The sequence below is a fragment of the Helicobacter sp. 23-1046 genome (assembly GCF_053654635.1).
Map to the genome: position 1 here is coordinate 640021 of NZ_JBSIUS010000001.1, position 24744 is coordinate 664764.

Here is a 24744-nt window from a genome sequence, read left to right on the forward strand (position 1 = left end):
GCGTATAATGGTAAAGTATAAGATTAAAAAGGGCGATACGGTAGAGGTCATCGCTGGCGATGAGCGTGGTAAAAAGGGCAAGGTGTTAAAGGTGATTCCCAAAAAGGCTCAGGTTATCGTTGAGGGATTAAAGATGGTAAAAAAAGCCATTAAACCTACGGAAAAAGAACCAAAGGGTGGATTTATCAATAAGGAAATGCCAATGCACATTTCAAATGTTAAAAAATCAGAAGGGGTTGAATAATGTTTGCATTACGAAAAAAGTATAAAGAGGAAATTGCGCCAAAGCTAAAAGGCGAGCTTTCACTTAGCAATCCTATGCTTGTGCCAAAGTTAGAAAAAATTGTTATTAGTGTTGGTGCTGGCGAACACGCTAAAGATTCTAAGATTATGCAAAATATCGCAGATACCATTTCGCTTATTGCTGGTCAAAAGGCAATTATTACCAAAGCAAAAAAGTCTGTGGCTGGATTTAAAATGCGTGAGGGAATGCCAATGGGTGTTAAAGTTACCCTTAGGGGAAATATGATGTATAACTTCTTAGAGAAGCTTATTGTTATTGCACTTCCTAGGGTGAAAGACTTTCGCGGGATTAAGCGTAGCGGTTTTGATGGACGAGGGAATTTTAGCTTTGGACTTAGCGAACAGCTTATATTCCCAGAAGTCGTGTATGATGATATTATGGTAACGCACGGTATGAACATTAACATCATCACTTCAACCAACAATGATAAGGAGGCATTCAAGTTGTTAGAACTATTTGGTATGCCTTTCTCAAAAGGACGATAAAATGGCAAAAAAATCAATGGTAGCAAAGGCAAAAAGAAAGGCAAAATTTGGTGTGCGCGCTTATACGCGTTGTAAGGTTTGTGGGCGACCGCATTCTGTGTATAGAGACTTTGGACTTTGTCGTGTATGTCTGCGAAAGATGGGCAATGAGGGGTTAATCCCCGGATTGCGTAAAGCAAGCTGGTAAGGAGCAAAAATGGTAAATGATGTTATTGCAGATTCTCTAACTAGAATCCGAAATGCTTCAATGAGACGCCTTGAAGTAACGAATTTGTATTATGCAAAAATCGTTGTTTCTATCCTTGAGGTTTTTAAGGCAAAAGGTTTTATTAGGGATTTTAGAGTAAATGAAAATAATGGCAAGCAGTCTATCACCGTGCAACTTCAATATGACGAGCAAGGTAGGAGTGCCATCAATGAGATTAAGCGAATAAGCACTTCAGGGAGACGCATATACAAGGCTCGTAGCGAACTAAAGCGGTTTAAAAATGGCTATGGTGTGATTGTAGTGAGCACAAGCAAAGGTGTGATTGCAAATGATGAAGCGTATCGCCAAAATGTCGGTGGCGAAGCGTTGTGTAGTATTTGGTAGGAGGGAAGTATGTCAAGAGTTGGAAAGCGACCAATTAGTATCCCTAAGGGTGTGGAAGTAAGTGTAAGTGGCTCTAAGATTCTCTTTAAGGGAGCAAAAGAAAGTCAAGAACTGGAGACTTTTGGACGCGTTGGCGTTGAGCTAAAAGATGCCAATCTTTGCTTTAGTAAAAAAGATGATAGCGTGCAATCTCGTGCATTTTGGGGGACATATAGAGCATTGGCGAACAATATCGTAGTCGGGCTTTCTCAAGGATTCTCTAAAAAGCTAGAGGTAAATGGTGTGGGCTATAAGGTCGCGGTAAATGGAAAAAAACTTGAGCTTGCACTTGGATTTTCACACCCTGTAGTATATGATATACCACAGGGCATTGAGATGAGTGTAGATAAAAATGTTATTACCATTAAGGGGAGCAACAAGCAGCAGGTTGGGCAAATTGCTGCTGAAATCCGTGAGTTTCGCCCACCTGAACCTTATAAAGGTAAGGGCATAAAATATAGCGATGAAGTTATCATTCGCAAAGCTGGTAAAACTTCTAAAAAATAAGGGATAAACAATGAGAGAAAATGTATTAGAAAGAAAAAAGCTTTTACGCATTAAGCGTAAGCTTCGAGTGAGAGGCAAAAATTCTGAGGGTAGAATCTATGGAGTGGCACAAGCACCTAGAATCTCTATCTTTCGTTCTAATAAATATTTTTATGCTCAGGCTATTGATGACACACAATCCAAAACAATCGCGGCGGTAGATGGCAAAAAGCTTGGTTTAAATAACAACAAAGAAAGTGTAAAGAAAATCGCTCAAGCCTTTGCCACAGACTTAAAAAAAGTTGGCATTTCTAAGGCGGTTTTTGATAGAAATGGATACTTGTATCACGGCGTTGTGGCAGCATTTGCAGATACTTTACGAGAAAATGGCATAGAGCTATAAAAAGGAAGCGTTATGGAAATCAACAGAGAAGAATTTAGTGAAGTAGTGGTGAATATTGGACGCGTAACAAAGGTGGTTAAAGGCGGACGAAGATTCCGTTTTAATGCGTTGGTGGTTGTTGGAAATAAGCAGGGACTTATTGGCTTTGGTTTAGGGAAAGCGAGAGAAGTGCCAGATGCAATCAAAAAGGCGATTGATGATGCATTTAAGAATATCATTAAAGTCAATATTAAGGGCACGACAATTCCTCACGACATTGAGTATAAATACAACGCAAGTAAAATTTTACTTAAACCCGCAAGTGAGGGGACAGGCGTGATTGCTGGTGGTTCAGTGCGCCCTGTGGTGGAGTTAGCAGGGATTAGGGATATTTTGACCAAATCACTTGGTTCAAACAACCCTTACAATATTGTGCGTGCGACATTTGATGCGTTAGCAAAGATGAAAGCCTAAAACATTAAGGAGTTTATAATGGCGTTAGAAAACATTAAGCCAGCTAGTGGTAGTGTAAAGAAAATCAAAAGAGTAGGGCGCGGACAAGGCAGTGGTATGGGTAAAACCTCTACTCGTGGTGGTAAAGGACAAACTGCTCGCACAGGCTATAAAGCAAAGAGAGGTTTTGAAGGTGGGCAACAGCCATTGCAAAGGAGATTGCCAAAGGTCGGTTTTACTTCTCGTGTGAAAAAGCCATACATAATCAATGCAGACAAAGCTAAGTCGCTAGATTCTCTTACAGAGATTACTGTAGAATCCTTACGCCAACATTTCAGTATCCCTTTGTATGTTGAGAAAGTCAAAATTATTGGTCAAAAGGCAAAGTCTTTTGCTACAAAGATTAAGGATAAAAATATCACAACAAGCGGTCAAACAAAGACCAAAGAAGCAAAGGCAAAATAGATGACGAGGGCATTGGTCAATAAGATTCTTATCACTCTTGCGTTTTTATTTGCGTATAGAATCTTAGCGTATATTCCCGTGCCCGGTGTCGATGTGGGCGTTATTAAAAACATTATAAACCAGCACGCAGATGGAATCTTGGGCTTATTTAATATGTTTAATGGTAATGCCGTAGAGCGATTTAGCATTATTTCTTTAGGTATTATGCCATACATTACTGCTTCGATTATTATGGAGCTTTTGAGCGCGACTTTTGCGGGATTAGCGAAGATGAAAAAAGAACGCGATGGAATGCAAAAGTATATGCAAATCATTCGTTATGTAACCATTGTTATCACAATTATCCAAGCAGTGAGCGTGAGTATTGGGCTAGGGAGCGTGCAAGAAGGCTCGCGCTCAGCTGTTACGCTAGATATGCCGACTTTTATGTGTCTTGCAGTGTTTTCAATGCTCACGGGGACAATGCTTTTAATGTGGATTGGCGAGCAGATTACCCAAAGGGGTGTGGGTAATGGTATTAGTCTTATCATTTTTGCTGGGATTGTTTCAGGGATTCCATCTGTTATCCAAACGCTCTTTGAGCTCGTCAATACAGACCAAATCAATATCTTTGTATTCCTTGGACTTATTGCAGTGGTGGTGCTTACCGTGCTTGCTATTATTATGGTGGAGCTTTCGGAGCGCAGGGTGCAAGTCTCTTATGCAAGGAAAGTAATTATGCAAAACCAAAATAAGCGCATTATGAATTACATTCCTATTAAAATCAATTTAAGCGGGGTGATTCCGCCTATTTTTGCTTCTGCTATTTTGGTGTTTCCATCTACATTACTTAATAGTGCATCATCAAATGATGTAGTGCGTGAAGTCGCTGTGATTCTTAGTCCTAATGGATATTATTATAATGCTCTTATGTTTTTGTTGGTAGTTTTCTTTGCGTATTTTTATTCTTCTATTGTATTTAATTCTAAAGATATTGCTGATAACCTCAAGCGACAAGGCGGGTTTATCCCCGGTATGCGTCCGGGTGAAAGCACAGCGACATTTTTAAATGCTGTGGCAAGCAATCTAACGCTTTGGGGTTCATTGTATCTTGCTATTGTATCTACGCTTCCTTGGCTTATTGTCAAGGCTACGGGCATTCAGTTTTACTTTGGTGGGACGGCTGTGCTTATCGTTGTGCAAGTAGCGATTGATACAATGCGTAAAATTGAAGCGCAAATTTATATGAATAAATACAAAACTTTAAGTGCAGTAAGTTTATAGGAGCGCGGATGGCTATAACAATTAAGAATCCTAAAGAAATTGCTTGTTTGCAAATCCCAAATGAAATAGTCGCGCAAGCTCTTTTGCTTGGGCAAAAAAGTGCCAAAGAGGGAATGAGTTTAAATGAGTTGGATTCTATTATTGAGGATTATATTTTATCAAGGGGGGCGACACCCTCATTTAAGGGGTTGTATGGATTCCCAAATGCTGTGTGTATTTCCGTGAATGAAGTTATCATTCACGGAATCCCTAGTGATTACACGCTAAAAAATGGTGATATTGTAGGCATTGATGTGGGTGTGCAGTATAATGGCTGGTATGGCGATGGAGCGGTAACTTTTGGGATTGGAGATATTAGCAAACAAGATGAGAATCTCATTAACTGTGCTAAAGACGCGTTGTATTATGCTATTGATTGTGTGCGAAGTGGTTTGCATTTTAAAGAGTTAAGCAAAATGCTTGAAGATTTTATCTATGCTCGTGGTTTTGTTCCACTAAGGGGATTTTGTGGACACGGAATCGGTCGCAAGCCTCACGAAGAACCAGAGATTCCCAATTACTTGGAGTCTCCAAATCCAAAGCAGGGTCCAAAAATCCGCGATGGAATGGTGTTTTGTATCGAGCCAATGATAGCGCAAAAAGATGGGATTCCAAAAATTTTGAATGATAATTGGTCGGTAATCGCACAAGATGGGCTAAATGGCAGTCATTATGAGCACACAGTGGCAGTTATCGGTGGCAAAGCACAGATATTAACGCAGGCATAGGAGAGCAAAATGGCAAAAGATGATGTGATAGAAGTTGATGGCAAAGTGGTTGAAGTGTTACCAAATGCCACATTTCGCGTGCAACTTGATAATGGACATATTGTGCTATGTCGTATTGCTGGGAAAATGCGAATGAATTACATCAAAATTTTGCTTGGCGATAAGGTGAAAATTGAACTTACACCTTATAGCCTCGATAAGGGGCGCATCATTTATAGGAGTAAGTGAGGTTAGATGATTGGGTTTGTAGAAGCTAGCGTTTAGGATTCTCGCCTAAATACAAAAGAGAATCTTAAGCGGTAGATTCTATAAATTTATGGAATCTAAGAAGGTTTTAATGCTTTTTTGTGTAGAATCCAACCTCTTTGGACACACAAAATAATCTTTTAAGGAGAATGGTATGAAAGTAAGGACTTCGGTCAAAAAGATGTGCGATAAATGCAAGATTATCAAGCGTAAGGGCGTGGTGCGTGTAATTTGCGTAACACCAAAACATAAACAAAGACAAGGATAACAATATGGCGAGAATTGCTGGTGTAGATTTGCCAAAGAAAAAGCGTGTAGAATACGCGCTTACTTATATTTATGGCATTGGGCTTAAGAGCTCACGGGATATTTTGCAGGCGGTTAATATTTCTTTTGATAAGCGCGTTAGTGATTTAAATGAGGGTGAAATCTCAAGTATTGCTAAGAAGATTCAGGAGAGTTACATAGTGGAGGGCGACCTACGCAAGAGGGTAACGATGAATATCAAGGCACTAATGGACTTAGGCTCTTATCGTGGTTTGCGACATAGAAAGGGATTGCCTGTGCGCGGACAGACGACCAAAAACAATGCTCGCACACGCAAGGGCAAGAAAAAAACCGTAGGTAGCAAATAATAAGGAGCGCAATAATGGCAAAACGCAATGTAACAAAGAAAAAAGTAGCAAAAAAAAATATTGCTAAAGCGATTGTTTGTATTTCGGCGAGTTTTAATAATACCAATGTAACTGTAACCGATGAAATGGGAAATGTTATTTGTTGGGCGACAGCTGGTGGTTTAGGATTTAAGGGAAGTAAAAAATCCACTCCTTATGCTGCGCAACAAGCTGTGGAGAGCGCGCTTGCTAAAGCAAAGGAACACGGAGTTAAAGAAGTGGGAATCAAAGTGCAAGGTCCGGGAAGTGGGCGAGAAACAGCGATTAAAAGCATTGGTGGAGTTGAGGGCATTAAGGTGCTTTGGTTAAAAGATGTAACGCCATTGCCACACAATGGTTGCAGACCACCAAAACGCAGACGCGTGTAAGCTAGATTCTATGAAATAATTGACAAAGGGAGCAAATATGGCACGATACAGAGGAGCAGTAGAGAAATTAGAAAGACGATTTGGTGTATCTTTGGCTTTAAAGGGTGAGAGGCGATTGGCTGGGAAAAGTGCGCTTGATAAAAGAGCGTATGGACCGGGTCAGCACGGAGCTCGTAGAGGGAAGATTTCAGAGTATGGACTTCAACTTGCCGAAAAACAGAAAGCTAAGATAATGTATGGGACAAGCGAGAGACAATTCCGCTCACTTTTTAAAGAGGCAAATAGACAAGAAGGCAACACAGGAGAAAATCTCATTCGACTTATAGAATCAAGATTGGATAATGTTGTATATCGTATGGGATTTGCTACTACAAGGCGATTTGCTAGACAGCTTGTTACGCACGGGCATATTTTAGTTGATGGTAAGCGAGTCGATATACCATCATACAGTGTGCGCGCAGGACAAAAGATTGAAATAAAAGAAAAAAGCAAAAATAATCCACAAATTGTGCGTGCTATCGAGCTTAGTGCGCAAACAGGCATTGTAGCTTGGATTGATGTGGATAAAGACAAAGCCTTTGGAATCTATACGCGCTATCCACAGCGAGAAGAAGTCGTTATACCTATTGAGGAAAGACTTATAGTCGAGTTGTATTCTAAGTAAAAATAAAAAGTAAAGGTGGTAAAAATGAAAGTAATTAAAACAGAGCCATATATTCCTGAGAGCGTTGAAGTCGAGGAGATAGGAGAAAATCGCATTAAACTCACGGTTTTTCCTTTTGAATCTGGCTATGCTATCACTCTTGCTCACCCTATGCGCAGATTGCTACTTTCTAGCTCTGTGGGCTACGCAGCTACTGCGCTTAAGATAGACGGCGTTACACACGAGTTTGATTCTATTCGCGGTGTGGTAGAAGATGTCTCACAATTCATCGCTAATCTTAAAAATATTCGGTTTAATATTGTCGATAAAAACGACAACAACGACTTGAGTAATGAGGTTACTTATAGTTTTAAAGGTCCAATGGTGCTTAATAGCAAGGATTTGCAAAACTCCGTTACTGATGTCGTGAATCCTGAAGTGTATTTAGCCACGATAAATGAGGGCTTTGAATTAAATTTTTCGTTAGTGATTAAAAAAGGCATAGGTTATGTGCCAAGTGAGGATTTGCGTCCTGATGTACAGGAGGGTTATATCCCGTTAGATGCGTATTTCACTCCTGTAAAAAGAGTAGTGTATGATATTAGCAATGTTTTACTAGAAGATAATCCAAATTTTGAAAAACTTGTTTTTGATATTGAGACAGATGGGCAAATTAAGCCATTAGAGGCGTTCAATGATGCTATCACCGTAATGTATAAGCAAATGAGTATTTATGGTGTGAATCTTAATGAGATTTCTCTACCAAACAAAAATGCAGAGGATTCTGGTGAGCTTAGAACGCTTCTTATTACTTTAGATTCTCTTAATTTAAGTGCGCGATGTTTCAACTGCCTTGATAGGTCGCACTTGAAATACATTGGTGAAATCGTGTTAATGCAAGAGAGTGAAGTAAAGGGTATCAAAAATATGGGTAAAAAATCCTATGAGGAAATCTCTAGTAAATGTAAAGAGCTTGGTTATCCCATTGGGGTGGAATTACCAAAGGAAGTGGAGCTTGCCTTTCAGCGTAAGCTCGCCAAACTTAAAGCATAAGGAAAGACAATGAGACATAATCACGGATATAGAAAGTTAGGGCGCACAAGTTCGCACAGAAAAGCGTTGTTAAAGAATCTTGCCATAGCACTCATTAAGTATGAGAAGATTGAAACAGGTGTTTTTAAGGCAAAAGAGTTACAAAGCTATGTTGAAAAACTTGTAACCACTGCAAGGAAAGGCGACTCAAATGCTCATAGGTTTGTTTTCTCTTACCTACAAGATAAGGAGAGCACCAAAAAGATTGTTACACAAATTGCCCCGCGTTACAAAGAGCGCAATGGTGGTTATACGCGTATCAATCGCACTCGCTTAAGAAGAGGCGATGCTTCTCCAATGGCAATTATTGAGTTTATCCAATAATTTTTACAAAGATTACAATCTTATAATTTTATAGAGAGCTTTTACTTAAGAAGTATCGCTCTCTGTATTTTAGATTTTTACACCCACGCGTAATTTCTGCATTATTCACAATAGACCTTTCATTTAAATCACACACAAAATCTTGCAATACCTCTTTTTTTACAAACACGGGCAAAAAGCTCTTTGGGCTTAAAGAAACAATCCCTAAAAACCTCCCGTTGCTATCAAAAATCCCCTTACCAAAGAGAAGATTCTCATATTCTTCACGCGCAATGTTGAAACCATAGGGGATTTCTCTATGTCTTTTTTCATCAAAGTAGCTCTCCGCACGCCCTAACTTTAAACTTTTTGGGACAAATGAATAGCCCTCATCGATAAATGAATAAAAGACTTTTTGGTTTTGAGTAAGTTTGCTCGTAGGGGAAAAAATATCAACAGCATATTTTTTTTGGATTCTATCGTGGTAGTAGCTTTTTTCTCGCACATTGCAATAATCATCGGTGCTAGCGATATTTTCAAGCAGTGCCAAGCCACTATCCATATCAATAGCTCTAAGGTCGAGTTTAAAGGCGCAAATAATAATGTTAGCACTTGTATCTTGTATTTTGGCAAAGATAGCACTCGGTATAAGGGAGTCACTATACACAATCTCTGAGGAAGTAAGATACAATCCATTCTTTACCATTGTGGCAAATCCCTTCCTCATACTGCCATCGTGGAAATGCACTTCGATAATAGCAGTAGAATAAATCCAACTTGGCAAAGGTTTTGTTGTAACTTTTTGCTGTGGGAGGAAAGGGTCTTTTTGTCTTTTTTGTGGGGCAGGGGATTTGGAGGGGGCTTTTTTGGTATTTTGAGGTTTTGGGGTCTTTTGATTATTGGATTCATCATCTTGTTTGTTGTCTTTATTTGTTTCATTGGTGTTTTTATCATTGTTTGCTGTGGTAAGTCTTTTTCGCAATTCTTCTTGCTCCTTAGGCGTGAGAGAGGAAATATTATCTGGGATATAATTCCACGCAGGTGATGCGCCTATGGGGTAATCCTCCTCTGAACACGCCACAAACGCCAAGATAATGCCAAGTAAAAGCCCGCCAATATATACTCTAATCATACATCAACGCCCTTAGTAAAAGCGGGGTAAAGCACTACTATAACTTCAAAAATAAGCCGTCCTAGCCCTGACATTTATCCTCTTTGTGGTTTTTGGTTTCTATGTATAAAATTTAAGCACTAATTGCAAATTGTTTCTTGTATATCGGTAAAATGTGGCTTTTTAAAAGCGAGATTGTATGTAAGATTCCCATTTGCAAGATTTGTGCTGGCTTTGGATATATGCAACACCGCTTAACAAACGCTAAAGGAACTACAATGAGTGAATTAAAAACATTTAACTTGCCACAAGAAGAGCTTGAGAAGCTTAATTATGCGACAATTACTACAAACAAAGGAAAAATGTGCATCAAACTTTTTCCAAATGATGCGCCAAATACGGTAAGCAATTTTGCTAGCTTGGCTAATGCAGGCTTTTATAATGGACTTAGCTTTCATCGTGTGATTGCTGGTTTTATGGCACAAGGTGGTTGTCCGCATAGCAAAGATAATCCACGCTTGGCTGGGACAGGTGGTCCGGGTTATGCGATAGCCTGTGAGTTAGAAAATAATCCTCATCTACACAAAAAGGGCACACTCTCAATGGCACACGCAGGGCGCAATACAGGTGGAAGTCAATTTTTTATTTGCTTTGCACCTCAGCCACATTTAGATGGAGAACACACGGTGTTTGGACGCATTAGCCCAGATGATACGCAGAGTTTAAAGGTGCTAGATTCTATCAAGCAAGGCGATGTCATAGAATCTATTGAGATTTCACAAGAAGTTTAAGGTTTGATTTGCTACAATTCTGCCTAATATTGTGTAAAAAGGACTTTTGCTTATGCATCGCACGCTAACAAACTTCACAAAGCAACCTACTTTTATCGACTTATTTGCAGGGCTTGGGGGGATTCGGCTTGGGTTTGAAAATGCAGGGTGTAAATGCGTGTTTTCAAGCGAGTGGGACAAAGACGCACAAAAAAGCTATGAGGCGAATTTTGGCGAGATTCCACGCGGGGATATTACCCAAATCACTTCAAGTGAGATTCCGCATTTTGATATTTTGTGTGCGGGGTTTCCTTGCCAGCCTTTTAGCATTATTGGCGAAAAGCATGGCTTTAGGCACGAGACGCAAGGGACGCTATTTTTTGAAATCGAGCGGATTTTGCGCGAGAAAATACCAAAAGCATTTTTACTAGAAAATGTGCGAAATCTACTAAGCCACGATAAAGGCAGGACTTTTAAGATTATTTTAGAACGGTTGCAAAATCTAGGCTATTTTACGCATTTTGCAGTGCTAAACGCGCTAGATTTTGGACTGCCTCAAAAGCGCGAGAGAATCATTATTTGTGGATTTAGAGAGAAGTTAGACTTTGCTTTTCCTAGCGGGATTTACGGACTTGGTGGTGATTCTCACAAGGCAAAATCCTTAAGCGAGATTCTAGAATCTCGCGTGGATAAAAAGTATTTCGTCCGCGAGGCAATCAAAAAATTGCGCATAGCACGAATGAAAAAAGAGATTGCAAAGCCCTATATCACGCACGAAAATGTCGGTGGTAGTGTAACGCCTCATCATTTTTCTTGCGCGCTTCGTGCGGGGGCAAGTGCGAATTATTTGCTTGTCAATAATGAGCGCAGACTTAGTGAGCGCGAAATGTTGCGCTTACAAGGATTCCCAGAATCCTATAAAATTGTCGTGTCTTATAGCGCGTTTAAAAAACAAATCGGCAATAGCGTGGCAGTGCCTGTGATAGAAGCAGTAGCAAGGCAAATGCTAAAATCAATGCAAGATTCAAATCACAAAGCTACGCAAAAAGTATGGATTAAGGCGGTATAATGGCAAAATCCACAAAAACTCCCTTTGTTAGATGAGTTTGCTGATTTTGCAAAATCTATCATTGGCATTAGTAGGGCAAATCTTAATATTACGCAAAAAGCACATTTTTATCGCGTAGGCGTTACAAACGCAGCAGATAGAGGGCTTGATATGTATGCAAATTTTGGCATAGCCGTGCAAATCAAACATTTAAGCCTTGAGGCAGAAATGGCGCAAAATATCACGCAAGGTGTGCGAAGCGATAAAGTTGTCATCGTTTGCAAAGACGCGGAAAAAGACATTATCGCCTCACTTTTATCCCAAATAGGCTATGGTGCTAAAATCGCTAGCATTATCACGCAATCGCATTTGGTTGAATGGTATGAAAAGGCGTTGCGAGGAAAATATAAAGACTTGCTAGGTGATGAAGTGTTGCGTAATTTGCAAGTAGAGATAATGGAGGAATTTCCACCTACAAAGGATTTGCCTAGTATGCTAACAAGCAGGGGATATGAATTGTTACCACAAGATGAGATTTTTAAAATTTAATAAGGAGTCAAAATGGAAATTGTAAAAACTATGGGTGAATTAAAAGAACAAGTGGTGTTTGTGATAGATGAAAATAATCACATTGCGCCAAAAACTACGCAAGATGAGGAAAATTTAATAAATGCGTGGGGAATTAACGATGATATTTTTGAAGCATTTTTGGACTTTCTCAACGAATCTACAAGCGATAATGACGAAAAAATCGCATTGATTAGTAGCCCCGAAAAATATGAATTTTTGGAGGGCGGGGAAATCTATTTTAAAGCATTGTATAGCTTTGATTCAGAACCTGCACAAGAACAATTAGAAAGCAAAATTGATGACATTGTAGAAAATGCTATTTTTAGCTGTGATGAATTGATTTTGATACAAAAAGATAGCTATTAGTTTTGGCAGGCGAATGGAAACTCAAAACAAAAAATCCTAGCTTGTTTGATTAGATTAAGCATTAAGTAGGATAATAGGAATTTTTGAGATTTTGTGGTTGTTGGATAAAATATTTAATTTTTTGCTATGAAGTCATCAATCGCTTGCATATTCCATTGTTTGTAGCTTCTACTATGGTATTTTGCAATGATTTCTTTGATAATGGGTTTTCTGCAAAGCTCCACTTTTATGCGCTTTATCTTGTGTTTCTTTGTAAAATTTCACTATTTCTATAAATTCGCATAAAAACGCATTCATATCCTTTTCAAATTCAACTAACTCATATTCTCGCAATAATGCGCTTTTTGTTTTGTTTCTAGGACTTTCAATATACTCAACAAGTGGTGTAAATATATAGTCTTGCAATCCGTATTGGTTTTCAAAACATACTTTAGTGTATATAATCTCATAAATGGTGTTAGACAATTTTCCCTTAGCTTTAAGTTGGCAAAGTTGCTTTGCTTTAGAATCCAGCTCCTTTAACCACACCTTGCGCGCATTGTCATCGACTATTAACAAGACTTTTGAAATATACTCAGAAACGGTAATATCCAAATCCAACCATCTATTTATAAAATCCTTTCGTGATAAAGGAAAGGCTATAATGTTGCTTTTCCACGGTAATTCTGTCATTTGTCGTTCCTTAATTTTTTGTGTTTTATATATTATACTTCGTTTAAAACTTCTTTATTATTGTGTTTTACAAATGCTTCAACAATTTGTGAAAAATATGTGAATTTTGGACTATTTTTAAGATTTTTTTAAGAATAATTACTATATTATACCCCGATAATTTTTGAATCCTAAGGGGTTAAGTATGGAACTTTTAAAAGAATATATTGATATTTGCATATTTTGCATATTAGGAATTATGAGTTTTTTAGTTGTATGGTTTAGTATCGAGCGTGTGTTGTTTTTTATGAAGTTAAATATCCAATCCTATCCAAACAAAGAAGAGTTAGAGGAAGCTTTAAGTAAGAATCTTACCGCGTTGTATATTATTTATTCAAATGCGCCTTATATCGGTCTTTTAGGCACGGTGGTTGGCATTATGATAACTTTCTATGATATGGGAGTGAGTGGCGGACTCGATGCCAAAAGCATTATGATAGGGCTATCCACTGCACTTAAAGCGACTGCGCTTGGACTTGTAGTAGCGATTCCTACATTGATTGTGTATAATGTGTTTTTACGCAAAGTTGATGTATATCTCAATCGTTACGCTATTTGGCAAGAGAAAAAATAATATTATTTTTGATTGAATTATGAGAATAAAGCTAATTATGGAGTATATGCTATGAGGCTTCCTAAAAAAGACGGATTGAATGTTATCCCGCTTATTGATGTAATGCTAGTGCTTTTGGCTATCGTGCTAAGCGTCTCTACCTTTATCGCGCAAGGGCAGATAAAAGTCGAGCTTCCTAATTCTAGCCAAGAGAGCACTCCCACAGAATCTCAAATCATCACACTTTCAGTCAAAGAGGAGGGTGAGATTTTTTATGATAATGTGGCAGTAGATATAGACACTCTCAAGGAACGAATTGCGGAGCTTGATTCTAAAGTGCTTTTAAAACTTGAGATTGATAAAAATGCGAAGTTTGATATTTTTGTTCAAATCGCAGATATTTTAAAAGAAAATGGGCACGAAAATGTCAGTATTGCCACAACAAAAAAATAATGCCGAATGCTTTTTTACACCTATGCGTGTGGGATTTTTATGTTCTTTGATATTGCATATAGCTGTGGCATTGTGTTTTGTTGATTTTGTGCGCCAAAGCGTAGTAGAAGAAAATGGTATGAATGAAGTTATGCTCTCTCTTGCGACTATCCAAAATCCAAGCAATGAAGATTCTCACGAACCAAAACCTAAGCCAAGACGCCATCATAAACCTAAGCCAAGACCTCACCACACGGCAAATCCTATCCAAGAGCATATCCAACAAGAGGAATCTTCTCAATCAACAAGAGCAGCCCAAGCAAATCAACAAAACGAAGGCGATGTAATCGAAACGCTTACATACCACGAGGGTGAGCACAACGAGCTGTATTCGCAAATTAGAAGAGAAATAAACAAAAAACAAAAACATCCACCAATGATGGTTAAACGCAGGCTTGAAGATGAAGTGTTGGTAGAATTTGTCATCTATACTGATGGTAAGGTTACTAATATACGCGTAGTGCGTCCATCTAAGCACGATGACTTCAATCGATATGCTATCAAGGCGATAAAAGATGCCTCCAAGCATTTCCCTCGCGTAACTAAAAACTTACGACTTGAGATTCCACTAGAATATAAACTCAAAAGACTTTAAGAATTTGCTATTTTTAAGAATTATTTTGTTAAGATTCATTAAACAAAATAGAGTTTTTGTTGAATTCTTAAAACAAAAGGTGGCGTGATGATAGAGTTTAGCATTGTAGAATCCACCAAAATCAAAGGCGTGTATATCATCACACCAAGCATTGCTAACGATAATCGTGGCAATATCTACACTTCATTTCTAAAAGAGCAAATTGAGGCACTTCTCCCAAAAGGACTTTACTTCAAGCACGATAAATTCTCGCACTCTACCCAAAATGTTTTGCGTGGAATCCACGGCGATAGCAAGTCGTATAAATTCGTATCTTGCGTGTATGGCGAGATTTTGCAAGTGGTGGTGGATTGCCGCAGGGATAGCCCGACATATTTGGCGTATGAGAAATTTTGCATTCGTGCAAATGCCACGAGCACAGATTCTAGCAAAAACGCGCAAAAATTTATTTTAATCCCGCCAAATATGGGCAATGCGTATTTTGTGCGAAGTAAAGAGGCGATTTATCACTACAAGTTGGCTTATGAGGGCGAGTATATAGACGCGCCAGAGCAGTTTTCGCTTTCCTATAATGACGCAAAAATCGGCATTGATTGGGAGCTAAATGGCGTTATGCCTGTGCTTTCGTCACGCGATTTGCAAAGTGTGAATCGTGGCACAAGTGAGGGCGCAAAATAGGCGTAGATTCAGAATTTAAATTGTAAAAAGGAGCAACAATGCGAGAAATAAAAGAAGGCGATTTAGTGTTAGCAAGGCATATTAGCGAGGCTGATTGCGTGGATTCTAAAAATGGTGGGCTAAACTTTTTTTCAAATGATGAGGAGTTTATCCAAGTGGGATTTTGGGGCTATGATAGTGGCAAAAAGCTCCTAGCACACATTCATAATGAAGTCGAGCGCAAGGTGTATTGGACGCAAGAGGTGCTTTTTATCAAAAAGGGGCGGATTAAAGCGCGAATCTATGGCACAAAGGAAAACTTTGTCGAGGAGTTTGAAGCGGTGGCTGGAGATATTTTGATAATGCTTCGCGGGGCGCACGGCTATGACATACTTGAGAATGGCACACAAGTGCTAGAAGTCAAAAATGGTCCTTATGTGGGCGCAGAGCTTGATAGAAGGAGGATAGAGCAGTGAAACTCCACCTTGGGTGCTGGCATAGAAATATTCCTGATTTTATCAATGTGGATTTATGCGATATGCCACATATTCACTACAAAAGCAGCATTGATGATTTATCGATGTTTGAAGATGAAAGCGCGGAGCTGATTTATAGTTCGCATAGCTTTGAGTATTTTGATAGATTTGAGGCGGTAAATGTCATTAAAGAATGGCATAGGGTGCTTAAAAAAGGCGGGACATTGCGACTTGCTGTGCCAGACTTTGACAAACTTATCGAAGTGTATCATCTCACGGGCGATTTGACAAAGATTTTAGGACCGCTCTATGGCAGAATGAGCGTGAAAAATGCCAACGCGCAAAATCCTAATCGCAACGATTCTAATGCAAAAGATTCTGTCGGGGGGGGGGGGGATTTAATGATATATCATAAAACCGTGTGGAATTTTACGCTTTTAAGCGAATTTTTGCAATCTAATGGATTTAGTGATGTGCGGCGATATGATTGGCGAAAAACAATTCACAAGGATTATGATGACCACTCACAAGCCTATTATCCGCATTTGGATAAAGAAAATGGGATTTTAATCTCACTCAATGTCGAAGCGACAAAAATCTAAGCAACATAACGCAAAAGGGTTTAAATTTTAAAATGCAAAGGAGAGTGAAATGGAATTTATTATGCAAATGCGTCCGTGGTTTGGCGCGGAGGAAAAGCGTGCATTAAGCGAATATATGGACGAAGATGGCTTTTTGACAGAATTTAAGCGCACACAAAATTTTGAGCAAATGATAGCCGATTTCACGGGTGCAAAACATTGTATCGTGGTAAATAACGGCACGATTAGCCTAACGCTTGGGGCATTGGCGGTTGGCATTGAAGCGGGTGATGAAGTCATCGTCCCCAACTACACGATGATAGCCACGCCAAATTCGGTGAAAATGATAGGTGCAAAGCCCGTGTTTGTCGATGTGGAGCGCGAAACTTTGTGTATGGATATAGAGCGGGCAAAGGAGGCTATCACGCCACGCACAAAGGCGATAATGCTAGTGAGTGCAAATGGACGCTATCCAAAAGCGGGGATTGAAGCCTTTGTGAATCTCTGCAAAGAGCGTAATCTCGCTCTTATCGAGGATAGCGCACAATCGCTTGGCTCATTTTATCCAAATGGCAAACATATCGGCACGATGGGAGCGATTGGGAGCTTTTCTTTTTCCGCACCTAAAATTATCTCCACAGGGCAGGGCGGTGCGCTTATCACAAATGACGATAATCTAGCTTCTAAAATCCGCAAACTTAAAGACTTCGGGCGTAGTGGCGGGGGAAATGACATACACGACACCATAGGCTATAATTTTAAATTTACCGAACTTCAAGCCTGTGTGGGAATCGAGCAGATGAAAAAGTTAGAATCTAGAATCGCGCGTAAAAAAGAGATTTATAGGCTTTATGAAAAGGGCTTACAAAATATCAAAGGCATAGAGCTCTTCGCGCAGGATTTAAGTTGCACGGTGCCGTGGTTTTATGACAGCTTGTGTGAGAGGCGAGAGGAACTCCAAGAGTTCTTAAAACGCAACAATATCGGCACACGCGTAATGTATCCGCCGATAAATAAGCAAGTGGCTTATCAAGTAAGCGGTGAGCATAATATCTCAAATCTCATCGGGCAAAAAGGGCTATGGCTACCCTCAGCTACGCAACTAAGCGATGATGAAGTAGGGTATATCTGCGAGAAAATAGGGGAGTTTTATGGTGAATCTATAAACTAATTTTATGTATAATGCGAAATTTTATACCAAAATCCACATAAAGGGTAGTTATGAAATCTAAAAAGCAAATTGAATTAGCAATAACGGATTGGAGTGATAATTCCATTTTTAATAAGTCAAATTTTCGTAATAATTGGATTATTCAACTTTTGCAAAAATATTTGAGCGATAAATATGAGTTTAAGTGGAGTGATAACCCAAAGTATTTAATTTATAATGTATTTGGCGATTCGTATTTGGAGTATAGCAAAGATTGTGTGCGGATTTGTGTCGCTTGGGAAAATATAGCGATAGATTGGAATCTCGCTGATTATGGTATAAGCACCTATCTTATGGATTTTGGTGAGCGTTGTTTGTCGTATCCGTATTATTTTCTGCATAAAGATGATTTAAGATTCGCATTAAAAAAGCATTTGATTAACGATAAAAGAAAAAAATTTTGCTCATTTATGGTAACAAATGGCGATGCTGATAAAATCCGCGGTGAGTTTTTTGAAAAACTTTGTGAATATAAAAAAGTAGATTCGGGTGGCAGGTGGAAAAACAATATCGGCGGTCCTATCGGCGATAGATGTGGCGATTTTAGCACAAGCAAAAGAGAGTGGCAAAAGGGATATAAATTTAGCCTTTGTTTTGAAAACTCATCTCAAAAAGGCTATGTAACAGAAAAAATCCTCCAAGCATTCTCTGCTGGGTGTGTGCCGATTTATTGGGGCGATGAGAGTTTGTGCGATGAAAAATACGCGAGATTTCGCCCTGTGTTTAATCCCAAAGCCTTTATCAATGTGCATAATTTTGATAGCATAGATTCAGCGATACGCGAAATAGAGCGCATTGATAACGATAATGGTGCGTTTGAAGCAATGCGAAAAGAGCCTATTTTTCGTGCGGAATGTTTGGAGGAATTTTTGGGCGCAAAATTTGCAAACGAGGGTGGGCAAAATGATATTTGGAGTGCGGAAAATATCGAGCAAACCACACAAACCATTATCTATAAAAGTGAAAAAATGTTTGTTGATTTTTTTGATAATATTTTCACAAAAGAGGAAAAACAAATCAAATATGGAGAGCGTTTGAATATACATTTTAATGAGCGCAAATATCAGGCAAAAAAGAAAAAACAAAGAGAAAAACGGCGCAAAATCGAAAGAGTAATCGAATATCCTTTCAAAAAACTACGCAACTATATCCGCGATAAATTCCGCAATTCACAATAAGTTTATCGTTATAAACGCGCGGATTTTACTCAAAATATCTCAAAATCTTATAGCCATTGTCTTGCAAAAATTTATCTTTTTGCATTAGCTTCAAATCACTTTGCATCATATCTTTGATAAGCGAATCTAAGTCATATTTTGGCTTCCAGCCTAGCTTCTGTCGCGCTTTGGTAGAGTCGCCTAGCAACAAATCCACTTCTGTGGGGCGAAAATATCCGCTATCTACTTCGACTACGACTTTGCCTTTTTCTAGCTTGTAGTCGCCACGACACGCCTTTATGATGCCCTTTTCATTTACGCCTTCACCGATAAATTCGATTTCGATACCAACAATTTCAAATGCCTTTCGCACAAACTCACGCACTTCGGTAGTAACGCCTGTGGCGATGACAAAATCTTCTGCCACTTCTTGTTGCAAAATCAAATACATTGCCTCGATATAGTCCTTTGCGTGTCCCCAATCGCGCTTAGAGCTTAGATTCCCAAGATAGAGTTTTTCTTGCAAACCAAGCGCGATTTTTGCCACTGCACGCGTGATTTTACGCGTTACGAATGTCTCGCCACGAATGGGGCTTTCGTGGTTAAATAAAATCCCATTGCTTGCAAAAATATTATACGCCTCGCGGTAGTTTATCGTAATCCAATACGCATAGAGCTTCGCGCACGCATACGGAGAGCGCGGATAAAATGGCGTTTTTTCATTTTGCGGACAGCCTTGAATAAGCCCATAAAGCTCACTTGTGGAGGCTTGATAGATTTTAGTTTTGTCTGTCAATCCCAAAAGCCGCACCGCTTCTAAAATCCGTAAAGTCCCTATGCCATCGGCGTTTGCGGTGTATTCTGGTGTCTCAAAGGATACGGCTACATGGCTCATCGCAGCGAGATTGTAAATCTCATCTGGTTGCACTTCTTGGATAATGCGCGTGAGATTCATCGAATCCGTCAAGTCGCCGTAATGCAGGAAAAAATTGCAATTTTGCTCGTGGTAGTCTTGATAAATATGGTCGATTCTATCGGTGTTAAAGAGCGAAGATCTGCGCTTTATGCCGTGAATCTCATAGCCCTTATTGAGTAAAAATTCCGCCAAATACGCGCCGTCTTGCCCTGTAATCCCTGTGATAAGTGCTTTTTTCATCTATGCTCCTTTTTAAATTTTAAAATTTAAAGCCAAATTCAAGCCCATTTAAGATTTTGCACGCGCTTTATCAAACTAATCTTTTCACAAAGCCACGCATTTGGCAAACCTCTATCTTTTTGCTCTAGCCCCGCGCAAAGTCATCTTCTATCCGCACGATGTCATCTTCGCCCGTGTATTGCCCCACTTGGACTTCTACGATGACAAGGGGGATTTTGCCCTCGTTTGCTAGGCGATGAACCTGCCCCATTTGTATGTATGCGCTTTCATTTGCCCGCACTAGCTGGGTTTTGCCCTCTATGGTTACGGTTGCACTCCCGCTTAGCACTATCCAATGCTCGCTTCGGTGGTAGTGCTTTTGTAGGCTTAGACGCTTGTTTGGCTTGACTTCGATTCGTTTGAGTTTGTAGCCATTTGCGACTTCTAGGACGGTGTAGTTCCCCCAAGGGCGCGTTATGGTATGGTAGCACTCATCGTTGTTTTGTATTTTTTGCGCGATTTGGGCGATTTGCTTTACTTGTTGGGATTCTCCTCTTTTGCAAAGCAAAAGCGTGTCAGGCGAATCTATGGCGATGAGATTTTCTACGCCCACCGCGCAAACGCGCTTGTTTTGGCTACTGCTTACAAAGAGATTTGCCTTTGATTGCAATAAAATAGAATCCTGCGGGGCGACATTGGCATTTTCATCGGCATTTGTCTTTGCGAGTTCATCATAGAGGCTATCAAAGCTCCCCAAATCGCTCCAGCCCATATCTACGCTTACGCATTTTAGGGCTTTGCATTTTTCCATTAGCGCGTAGTCGATACTATCTGCGGGGATTGCGCTCATATCAGCGATTTTTATCGTGCGAGATTGCGCGCTTTCATCGCCTTGTTTGTTTTTATTATTTGCCCCCCCCCTAATTTGGTTTGTGTTACTTTGCAGCGTGTGGTTTAGTGCTTTTTGGCATTCTTGCAAAATCTTTGGGGCGTGAATTTTCATCTGCTCTAAAAACGCGCTGATTTTGAAGCAAAAAATCCCCGCGTTAAAGAAAAATTCTCCAGATTCTATAAATTCCTTTGCCTGCTTGTAGCTTGGCTTTTCATAAAATCCTTTCACTTCATCATTTGCGCCAGCGTGGATATAGCCAAAGCCCGTTTCTATTGCTTTTGGCGTAATGCCAAAGCACACGAGAAAATCTTGCTGTGCGTAGTCTTTAGCTTTTTGAATGGCTTGTTTGTAGGCATTTTCATCGCGGATTAAGTGGTCGCTTGGCGTGATTAGCACGATTTGGTCTTGGGAAATGCTAGTTTCTAGTAGGCTAAGGATTGATAGCGTTATCGCAGGGGCAGTGTTGCAACTTTTTGATTCTACGAGGAAATGCGCATTTGGCGTGATTTTTTCACCCTCACAGAGATTTTCATAAAGATTTTGGGCTAAAAAATACTGCTCATTATTTACCGCGATAATCGTGTGTTGGCAGATTTTGGCATTGCGCTTGAGGGTGAGCTCATAGAGGCTTTGCTTCTCAAAAAGGGGCAAAAATTGTTTAGGGAAATTGCCACGCGAGAGCGGATAAAGCCTCGTCCCACTACCACCACAAAGGATAAGATTTGTCATTATTTGTTCCTAAAGAATTTAAAGTATTGATAAACCTAGGTAGAAATTATAACTAAAAATCAAAGCACATAAGCAAATAACACATTATTAAATCTTGGATTTATAGAATCTAATACCACAAGTTGTCAATCAATCGTGTTTTGCCAACTTTTACTGCGATAAGAAAAATGCTTTTTGTCTTTTGCACTTTTTGTATGGGTTTAAGTGTGTGTGAATAAAACCTCGCGTATTCTAACTCTACTTCACGCAAGCATTCTCTTGCCATTGATTCAAGCGTGGCGACATTTTCTATGCCGTTTTGAATCTGTGAGGCGATAAGGTCAATACATTTTGGGATACATAGCGCAGATTCTCGCTCTTTTGGGCTTAGATAGACATTGCGTGAGCTTAGAGCTAGCCCATCGACATCACGCACAATCTCGCAAGGCACAATCTCAACGGGCAAGAATAAATCACGCACCATTTTTTGTATGAGGAGGACTTGTTGGGCATCTTTTTTGCCAAAATACGCACGAGTTGGGTTTGTGAGGTTAAAGAGCTTTAATACCACTTGCAAAACACCTGCAAAATGGCTCGGTCGACTAAATCCCTCTAAAATATATCCCATAGTGCGGGGCGGGTTTAGGGTGGTTTCATCGTGCGCACTAAGGCTATGAGAATCTAGTGGGTAGATTTCTTCTATATTTGGTGCAAATACCGCGCTTACACCAAGATTCTCACAAAGGTCTAAATCTTTTTGCAAGTCGCGTGGATAAGTGTCAAAATCTTCATTTGGTGCAAATTGTGTGGGATTGACAAAAATGCTCACTAAAGTATGAGAATTATTGGCTAGAGATTCTTGCATTAGGCTTTTGTGTCCATTGTGTAGTGCGCCCATTGTCGGCACTAAACCTAATGATTGACACTCTATCCTAAAATCTCTCACTTCTTTAATGGTGCGTAAAAGTCGCATAAAAGCCCCTTTGTTGAATTGAGTAGGAATTTAGCAACTTTTATGCCTTGCCTAAAGCTTAAAAACTATCAATAACAAAAAGATAGTATTATTTGTGATATAAATTTTGCTATAATGCTTGGATACTTTGTTTGGTGTATTACTTTTTTTGAGGAGTTTGCTATGGCATTGCTTAATAAAATTTCACTTAAAATTAAGATTCTCTTGCTTGTATTATTGCCACTTTTTGCAATGTTGGTTGTAATGCTTGGCTCGCTTTATCAAACAGAACAACAACTTCAAACAACTAAACAACTTCAAATGCAAATCACAATATCAGAAAAACTTTCTTTATTGGTCCACGAAATGCAAAAAGAACGAGGATTGAGTGCAGGATTTTTAAGCAGTAGGGGGAATAATTTTGCAAATGAATTAAAAGAGCAACGCAAACTTACCGATAACGCGCTTTTAAATTTACAAACTAGCGTGGAAGATTCTAAGGATTTAAGCGTAGGATACAAGGCAATTTTACAAAAGAGTTTAGATGGGTTAAAGGATTTGCAATCTGTGCGCTCAAATGCTGATAACTCTATAAGTCAAACGCCAGCTTTGCCTCAAACCATTGGCTTTTATACAGGCACAATAACAAACTTACTTCACAGCATTGTAGAATCAACAAGGCTCATAGAAGAAGGTGATATTACAAGATTGCTTTTTGGTTATCTCAATTTTTTACAAGCCAAAGAGAGTGCGGGCTTAGAGCGTGCCACAGCAAACGCTATATTTGCGGGTAAATCTCCAGCAAGTGATACGCAGTATAATACCTTTATAAGTTTGCTTGCCAAACAAGAATCATACAATAATGCTTTTAAGGATTTTAGTGATACAAAAAGTATCGAGGCATTTGAAAAATCTTTACACAATCAAAGTTTTGAAGAAGTTGAAAAAATGCGCCAAATTATCAAACAAAAGTATAAAGAGGGCGAATATGGCATAGAAGCAAAGGTGTGGTTTGATACTATCACGCAAAAAATCAATATTTTAAAAGATATAGAAGATGGTGTGGTAAATAATCTTAAACTTGCGCTTCAAAGTGATTATGAACAACAGAGTGCAAGTTTTTGGCAATCTTTAACCATAGAGGTTGTTGTGTTGGTGCTTACGCTCGCATTGTGTGTGATTATTACGAAAAATATTTTGAGTAACCTTAATGTGATGAATGATAAACTTTTCTACATTACCAACAATAAAGCACTTAATGAGGAGATAACAATAAAATCTAGCGATGAAGTAGGTAAAATGGCAGGCTCACTCAATACATTTTTGCGCTATGTGCATAACATATTTAAAGATATTTTAGGTGCGATTAAAAACAACCAAGTAGTGGTAAAAACCATAAATGAAGTCTCAAAAGAGCTCGATTCTAACACCAATAAGATTGAACACATTAGTCAAGATAATGCAAATTTAGGAGAAAAATCTCGCGAATTACTCAATAAAAGCATTGAACTATCGCTAAGCACTAAGGAGCAACTCCAAGAAGTCTTAAATAATATGCAAAACACCAAACAAGTCGTAGAGCATATTGGGCAACAAGTCCAAGAAAGCATAACTAAGGAGCAAGATTGCGCGCTTAAGATTCGCTCTCTTGCAGAGGAAGCACAAAATATTCAAAATGTGCTTTCAATGATTACAGATATTGCTGAGCAAACAAACCTCCTTGCCCTTAATGCCGCTATTGAAGCAGCACGCGCAGGAGAGCACGGGCGAGGGTTTGCCGTAGTGGCTGATGAAGTGCGAAAACTCGCTGAAAAAACCACAAAAAGTGTAAGTGAAACAAGTGCAGTGATTAAGAGCGTGGTGCAGTCAGTTGAAGAAATCAATACACAAATAGAATCAAATGTCAAGTCGATGGATACTCTCACACAAAGTTTTGAGACAATGCAGGGTGATATTGATGTCATTTCACAATCTATCACACAGGCAAGTCAAAAATCACTAGATTCTCAAGAAATGAGCAATGTTGTAAATAGTAATGTTTCTAATCTTATTGACAACGGGCAACAAATTGATATTTTTGCTAAAGAGCTTGCAAGGATAAACACACAAATGCAAGATACGCAATATAAACTTAAACAACAAACAGAGGATATTAGCCAATCACTTGCAAGATTTAAGATTTAAAGAAATAAAATGGT

The 24744-nt window shown here is 39.2% G+C and carries 35 protein-coding genes; 30 read left to right on the forward strand and 5 right to left on the reverse strand.

Annotated features, from left to right (window positions below; all coding sequences use genetic code 11):
* Positions 1-7 precede the first annotated feature (7 nt).
* The 17 genes from rplX (at position 8) to rplQ (ending at position 8583) form a co-directional block, all read left to right on the forward strand.
* Positions 8-244 carry a 50S ribosomal protein L24 gene (gene rplX / locus ACWIUJ_RS03030; RefSeq protein ID WP_454151887.1) on the forward strand — a complete coding sequence of 79 codons (237 nt, stop codon included), beginning with the start codon at positions 8-10 and terminating at the stop codon, positions 242-244.
* Positions 244-789: a 50S ribosomal protein L5 gene (gene rplE, locus ACWIUJ_RS03035; protein ID WP_454151885.1), complete on the forward strand. Its 546-nt coding sequence runs from the start codon at positions 244-246 to the stop codon at positions 787-789. Before rplX ends, rplE begins: the two co-directional genes overlap by 1 nt.
* A gap of 1 nt (position 790) precedes the next feature.
* A complete protein-coding gene (locus tag ACWIUJ_RS03040) occupies positions 791-976 on the forward strand; it encodes a type Z 30S ribosomal protein S14 (protein WP_454151883.1) in 186 nt (61 codons plus the stop codon).
* Between the two features lie 9 nt (positions 977-985).
* The gene (rpsH, locus tag ACWIUJ_RS03045) at positions 986-1381 is read left to right on the forward strand and encodes a 30S ribosomal protein S8 (protein ID WP_454151881.1); all 396 of its coding nucleotides are present in this window, start codon (positions 986-988) and stop codon (positions 1379-1381) included.
* Positions 1382-1390: 9 nt separating this feature from the next.
* Positions 1391-1927, forward strand: coding sequence for a 50S ribosomal protein L6 (rplF, locus tag ACWIUJ_RS03050; protein ID WP_454151879.1), 537 nt, complete (start codon positions 1391-1393; stop codon positions 1925-1927).
* 10 nt (positions 1928-1937) lie between these two features.
* Positions 1938-2309, forward strand: a complete 372-nt coding sequence (gene rplR, locus ACWIUJ_RS03055; protein ID WP_454168882.1) for a 50S ribosomal protein L18 — start codon at positions 1938-1940, stop codon at positions 2307-2309.
* 12 nt (positions 2310-2321) lie between these two features.
* A complete protein-coding gene (rpsE, locus tag ACWIUJ_RS03060; RefSeq protein ID WP_454151875.1) occupies positions 2322-2762 on the forward strand; it encodes a 30S ribosomal protein S5 in 441 nt (146 codons plus the stop codon).
* 18 nt (positions 2763-2780) lie between these two features.
* A complete protein-coding gene (rplO, locus tag ACWIUJ_RS03065; protein ID WP_454168884.1) occupies positions 2781-3206 on the forward strand; it encodes a 50S ribosomal protein L15 in 426 nt (141 codons plus the stop codon).
* Entirely contained in the window at positions 3207-4469 is a 1263-nt protein-coding gene (secY, locus tag ACWIUJ_RS03070; RefSeq protein WP_454151871.1) for a preprotein translocase subunit SecY, read from the forward strand.
* An 8-nt stretch (positions 4470-4477) separates the two neighbouring features.
* Positions 4478-5236, forward strand: coding sequence for a type I methionyl aminopeptidase (gene map / locus ACWIUJ_RS03075; protein WP_454168886.1), 759 nt, complete (start codon positions 4478-4480; stop codon positions 5234-5236).
* A gap of 9 nt (positions 5237-5245) precedes the next feature.
* A complete protein-coding gene (infA, locus tag ACWIUJ_RS03080; RefSeq protein ID WP_454151867.1) occupies positions 5246-5464 on the forward strand; it encodes a translation initiation factor IF-1 in 219 nt (72 codons plus the stop codon).
* A 172-nt stretch (positions 5465-5636) separates the two neighbouring features.
* On the forward strand, positions 5637-5750 hold the full coding sequence (rpmJ, locus tag ACWIUJ_RS03085; protein WP_454151865.1) for a 50S ribosomal protein L36: 114 nt from the start codon (positions 5637-5639) through the stop codon (positions 5748-5750).
* 4 nt (positions 5751-5754) lie between these two features.
* Entirely contained in the window at positions 5755-6117 is a 363-nt protein-coding gene (gene rpsM, locus ACWIUJ_RS03090; protein ID WP_454151864.1) for a 30S ribosomal protein S13, read from the forward strand.
* A 14-nt stretch (positions 6118-6131) separates the two neighbouring features.
* The gene (gene rpsK / locus ACWIUJ_RS03095) at positions 6132-6524 is read left to right on the forward strand and encodes a 30S ribosomal protein S11 (RefSeq protein WP_454151863.1); all 393 of its coding nucleotides are present in this window, start codon (positions 6132-6134) and stop codon (positions 6522-6524) included.
* A gap of 37 nt (positions 6525-6561) precedes the next feature.
* A complete protein-coding gene (gene rpsD, locus ACWIUJ_RS03100; RefSeq protein WP_454151862.1) occupies positions 6562-7188 on the forward strand; it encodes a 30S ribosomal protein S4 in 627 nt (208 codons plus the stop codon).
* 24 nt (positions 7189-7212) lie between these two features.
* Positions 7213-8220 carry a DNA-directed RNA polymerase subunit alpha gene (locus ACWIUJ_RS03105; RefSeq protein WP_454151861.1) on the forward strand — a complete coding sequence of 336 codons (1008 nt, stop codon included), beginning with the start codon at positions 7213-7215 and terminating at the stop codon, positions 8218-8220.
* A 9-nt stretch (positions 8221-8229) separates the two neighbouring features.
* Positions 8230-8583, forward strand: a complete 354-nt coding sequence (gene rplQ, locus ACWIUJ_RS03110) for a 50S ribosomal protein L17 (RefSeq protein ID WP_454151860.1) — start codon at positions 8230-8232, stop codon at positions 8581-8583.
* A gap of 28 nt (positions 8584-8611) precedes the next feature.
* Here rplQ and ACWIUJ_RS03115 read toward each other — a convergent pair whose 3' ends face one another.
* Positions 8612-9694, reverse strand: coding sequence for a hypothetical protein (locus ACWIUJ_RS03115; protein ID WP_454168888.1), 1083 nt, complete (start codon positions 9692-9694; stop codon positions 8612-8614).
* A 257-nt stretch (positions 9695-9951) separates the two neighbouring features.
* On the opposite strand from ACWIUJ_RS03115, the gene ACWIUJ_RS03120 reads away from it, so the two are divergent.
* Genes ACWIUJ_RS03120 through ACWIUJ_RS03135 form a run of 4 tightly spaced genes read left to right on the forward strand, consistent with a single transcriptional unit; the run spans position 9952 to position 12427 of the window.
* Complete coding sequence (locus tag ACWIUJ_RS03120) at positions 9952-10464, forward strand: peptidylprolyl isomerase (RefSeq protein WP_454151858.1); 513 nt, start codon at positions 9952-9954, stop codon at positions 10462-10464.
* 52 nt (positions 10465-10516) lie between these two features.
* On the forward strand, positions 10517-11512 hold the full coding sequence (dcm, locus tag ACWIUJ_RS03125) for a DNA (cytosine-5-)-methyltransferase (RefSeq protein WP_454168890.1): 996 nt from the start codon (positions 10517-10519) through the stop codon (positions 11510-11512).
* Positions 11513-11536: 24 nt separating this feature from the next.
* A complete protein-coding gene (locus ACWIUJ_RS03130; RefSeq protein ID WP_454168892.1) occupies positions 11537-12040 on the forward strand; it encodes a HaeII family restriction endonuclease in 504 nt (167 codons plus the stop codon).
* Between the two features lie 12 nt (positions 12041-12052).
* On the forward strand, positions 12053-12427 hold the full coding sequence (locus ACWIUJ_RS03135; protein WP_454168894.1) for a hypothetical protein: 375 nt from the start codon (positions 12053-12055) through the stop codon (positions 12425-12427).
* Between the two features lie 171 nt (positions 12428-12598).
* On the opposite strand, the gene ACWIUJ_RS03140 is transcribed toward ACWIUJ_RS03135, so the two are convergent.
* Complete coding sequence (locus ACWIUJ_RS03140; RefSeq protein ID WP_454168896.1) at positions 12599-13099, reverse strand: hypothetical protein; 501 nt, start codon at positions 13097-13099, stop codon at positions 12599-12601.
* 184 nt (positions 13100-13283) lie between these two features.
* On the opposite strand from ACWIUJ_RS03140, the gene exbB reads away from it, so the two are divergent.
* From exbB to ACWIUJ_RS03180, 8 genes are all read left to right on the forward strand, one after another.
* The gene (gene exbB / locus ACWIUJ_RS03145) at positions 13284-13712 is read left to right on the forward strand and encodes a TonB-system energizer ExbB (RefSeq protein WP_454151855.1); all 429 of its coding nucleotides are present in this window, start codon (positions 13284-13286) and stop codon (positions 13710-13712) included.
* Positions 13713-13763: 51 nt separating this feature from the next.
* Positions 13764-14144, forward strand: a complete 381-nt coding sequence (exbD, locus tag ACWIUJ_RS03150) for a TonB system transport protein ExbD (protein ID WP_454168898.1) — start codon at positions 13764-13766, stop codon at positions 14142-14144.
* Positions 14116-14778 (forward strand): energy transducer TonB family protein, encoded by a 663-nt coding sequence (locus ACWIUJ_RS03155; protein WP_454168900.1) that lies wholly within the window; start codon positions 14116-14118, stop codon positions 14776-14778. Before exbD ends, ACWIUJ_RS03155 begins: the two co-directional genes overlap by 29 nt.
* An 84-nt stretch (positions 14779-14862) precedes the next feature.
* Entirely contained in the window at positions 14863-15456 is a 594-nt protein-coding gene (locus ACWIUJ_RS03160; protein ID WP_454168902.1) for a dTDP-4-dehydrorhamnose 3,5-epimerase family protein, read from the forward strand.
* Positions 15457-15494: 38 nt separating this feature from the next.
* A complete protein-coding gene (locus tag ACWIUJ_RS03165) occupies positions 15495-15911 on the forward strand; it encodes a hypothetical protein (protein ID WP_454168904.1) in 417 nt (138 codons plus the stop codon).
* The gene (locus ACWIUJ_RS03170) at positions 15908-16513 is read left to right on the forward strand and encodes a class I SAM-dependent methyltransferase (protein WP_454168906.1); all 606 of its coding nucleotides are present in this window, start codon (positions 15908-15910) and stop codon (positions 16511-16513) included. Before ACWIUJ_RS03165 ends, ACWIUJ_RS03170 begins: the two co-directional genes overlap by 4 nt.
* 49 nt (positions 16514-16562) lie before the next feature.
* Positions 16563-17663, forward strand: coding sequence for a DegT/DnrJ/EryC1/StrS family aminotransferase (locus ACWIUJ_RS03175; RefSeq protein WP_454168908.1), 1101 nt, complete (start codon positions 16563-16565; stop codon positions 17661-17663).
* A 50-nt stretch (positions 17664-17713) separates the two neighbouring features.
* Positions 17714-18880 carry a glycosyltransferase family 10 domain-containing protein gene (locus tag ACWIUJ_RS03180; protein WP_454168909.1) on the forward strand — a complete coding sequence of 389 codons (1167 nt, stop codon included), beginning with the start codon at positions 17714-17716 and terminating at the stop codon, positions 18878-18880.
* A gap of 25 nt (positions 18881-18905) precedes the next feature.
* Here ACWIUJ_RS03180 and gmd read toward each other — a convergent pair whose 3' ends face one another.
* From gmd to panC, 3 genes are all read right to left on the reverse strand, one after another.
* On the reverse strand, positions 18906-20015 hold the full coding sequence (gene gmd / locus ACWIUJ_RS03185; RefSeq protein WP_454168911.1) for a GDP-mannose 4,6-dehydratase: 1110 nt from the start codon (positions 20013-20015) through the stop codon (positions 18906-18908).
* Between the two features lie 124 nt (positions 20016-20139).
* Positions 20140-21615 carry a mannose-1-phosphate guanylyltransferase/mannose-6-phosphate isomerase gene (locus tag ACWIUJ_RS03190; protein WP_454168912.1) on the reverse strand — a complete coding sequence of 492 codons (1476 nt, stop codon included), beginning with the start codon at positions 21613-21615 and terminating at the stop codon, positions 20140-20142.
* A gap of 109 nt (positions 21616-21724) precedes the next feature.
* On the reverse strand, positions 21725-22567 hold the full coding sequence (panC, locus tag ACWIUJ_RS03195) for a pantoate--beta-alanine ligase (RefSeq protein ID WP_454168914.1): 843 nt from the start codon (positions 22565-22567) through the stop codon (positions 21725-21727).
* 162 nt (positions 22568-22729) lie between these two features.
* Here panC and ACWIUJ_RS03200 point away from each other — a divergent pair, with 162 nt between their 5' ends.
* Complete coding sequence (locus tag ACWIUJ_RS03200) at positions 22730-24730, forward strand: methyl-accepting chemotaxis protein (RefSeq protein ID WP_454168916.1); 2001 nt, start codon at positions 22730-22732, stop codon at positions 24728-24730.
* Positions 24731-24744 lie beyond the last annotated feature (14 nt).

What these genes read in the sequence shown, in the direction of transcription:
- rplX (WP_454151887.1), top strand. Translation starts at nt 8, where the DNA reads ATGGTAAAGTATAAGATTAAAAAGGGCGATACGGTAGAGGTCATCGCT.
- rplE (WP_454151885.1), top strand. Translation starts at nt 244, where the DNA reads ATGTTTGCATTACGAAAAAAGTATAAAGAGGAAATTGCGCCAAAGCTA.
- ACWIUJ_RS03040 (WP_454151883.1), top strand. Translation starts at nt 791, where the DNA reads ATGGCAAAAAAATCAATGGTAGCAAAGGCAAAAAGAAAGGCAAAATTT.
- rpsH (WP_454151881.1), top strand. Translation starts at nt 986, where the DNA reads ATGGTAAATGATGTTATTGCAGATTCTCTAACTAGAATCCGAAATGCT.
- rplF (WP_454151879.1), top strand. Translation starts at nt 1,391, where the DNA reads ATGTCAAGAGTTGGAAAGCGACCAATTAGTATCCCTAAGGGTGTGGAA.
- rplR (WP_454168882.1), top strand. Translation starts at nt 1,938, where the DNA reads ATGAGAGAAAATGTATTAGAAAGAAAAAAGCTTTTACGCATTAAGCGT.
- rpsE (WP_454151875.1), top strand. Translation starts at nt 2,322, where the DNA reads ATGGAAATCAACAGAGAAGAATTTAGTGAAGTAGTGGTGAATATTGGA.
- rplO (WP_454168884.1), top strand. Translation starts at nt 2,781, where the DNA reads ATGGCGTTAGAAAACATTAAGCCAGCTAGTGGTAGTGTAAAGAAAATC.
- secY (WP_454151871.1), top strand. Translation starts at nt 3,207, where the DNA reads ATGACGAGGGCATTGGTCAATAAGATTCTTATCACTCTTGCGTTTTTA.
- map (WP_454168886.1), top strand. Translation starts at nt 4,478, where the DNA reads ATGGCTATAACAATTAAGAATCCTAAAGAAATTGCTTGTTTGCAAATC.
- infA (WP_454151867.1), top strand. Translation starts at nt 5,246, where the DNA reads ATGGCAAAAGATGATGTGATAGAAGTTGATGGCAAAGTGGTTGAAGTG.
- rpmJ (WP_454151865.1), top strand. Translation starts at nt 5,637, where the DNA reads ATGAAAGTAAGGACTTCGGTCAAAAAGATGTGCGATAAATGCAAGATT.
- rpsM (WP_454151864.1), top strand. Translation starts at nt 5,755, where the DNA reads ATGGCGAGAATTGCTGGTGTAGATTTGCCAAAGAAAAAGCGTGTAGAA.
- rpsK (WP_454151863.1), top strand. Translation starts at nt 6,132, where the DNA reads ATGGCAAAACGCAATGTAACAAAGAAAAAAGTAGCAAAAAAAAATATT.
- rpsD (WP_454151862.1), top strand. Translation starts at nt 6,562, where the DNA reads ATGGCACGATACAGAGGAGCAGTAGAGAAATTAGAAAGACGATTTGGT.
- ACWIUJ_RS03105 (WP_454151861.1), top strand. Translation starts at nt 7,213, where the DNA reads ATGAAAGTAATTAAAACAGAGCCATATATTCCTGAGAGCGTTGAAGTC.
- rplQ (WP_454151860.1), top strand. Translation starts at nt 8,230, where the DNA reads ATGAGACATAATCACGGATATAGAAAGTTAGGGCGCACAAGTTCGCAC.
- ACWIUJ_RS03115 (WP_454168888.1), bottom strand. Translation starts at nt 9,694, where the DNA reads ATGATTAGAGTATATATTGGCGGGCTTTTACTTGGCATTATCTTGGCG.
- ACWIUJ_RS03120 (WP_454151858.1), top strand. Translation starts at nt 9,952, where the DNA reads ATGAGTGAATTAAAAACATTTAACTTGCCACAAGAAGAGCTTGAGAAG.
- dcm (WP_454168890.1), top strand. Translation starts at nt 10,517, where the DNA reads ATGCATCGCACGCTAACAAACTTCACAAAGCAACCTACTTTTATCGAC.
- ACWIUJ_RS03135 (WP_454168894.1), top strand. Translation starts at nt 12,053, where the DNA reads ATGGAAATTGTAAAAACTATGGGTGAATTAAAAGAACAAGTGGTGTTT.
- ACWIUJ_RS03140 (WP_454168896.1), bottom strand. Translation starts at nt 13,099, where the DNA reads ATGACAGAATTACCGTGGAAAAGCAACATTATAGCCTTTCCTTTATCA.
- exbB (WP_454151855.1), top strand. Translation starts at nt 13,284, where the DNA reads ATGGAACTTTTAAAAGAATATATTGATATTTGCATATTTTGCATATTA.
- exbD (WP_454168898.1), top strand. Translation starts at nt 13,764, where the DNA reads ATGAGGCTTCCTAAAAAAGACGGATTGAATGTTATCCCGCTTATTGAT.
- ACWIUJ_RS03155 (WP_454168900.1), top strand. Translation starts at nt 14,116, where the DNA reads ATGTCAGTATTGCCACAACAAAAAAATAATGCCGAATGCTTTTTTACA.
- ACWIUJ_RS03165 (WP_454168904.1), top strand. Translation starts at nt 15,495, where the DNA reads ATGCGAGAAATAAAAGAAGGCGATTTAGTGTTAGCAAGGCATATTAGC.
- ACWIUJ_RS03175 (WP_454168908.1), top strand. Translation starts at nt 16,563, where the DNA reads ATGGAATTTATTATGCAAATGCGTCCGTGGTTTGGCGCGGAGGAAAAG.
- ACWIUJ_RS03180 (WP_454168909.1), top strand. Translation starts at nt 17,714, where the DNA reads ATGAAATCTAAAAAGCAAATTGAATTAGCAATAACGGATTGGAGTGAT.
- gmd (WP_454168911.1), bottom strand. Translation starts at nt 20,015, where the DNA reads ATGAAAAAAGCACTTATCACAGGGATTACAGGGCAAGACGGCGCGTAT.
- ACWIUJ_RS03190 (WP_454168912.1), bottom strand. Translation starts at nt 21,615, where the DNA reads ATGACAAATCTTATCCTTTGTGGTGGTAGTGGGACGAGGCTTTATCCG.
- panC (WP_454168914.1), bottom strand. Translation starts at nt 22,567, where the DNA reads ATGCGACTTTTACGCACCATTAAAGAAGTGAGAGATTTTAGGATAGAG.
- ACWIUJ_RS03200 (WP_454168916.1), top strand. Translation starts at nt 22,730, where the DNA reads ATGGCATTGCTTAATAAAATTTCACTTAAAATTAAGATTCTCTTGCTT.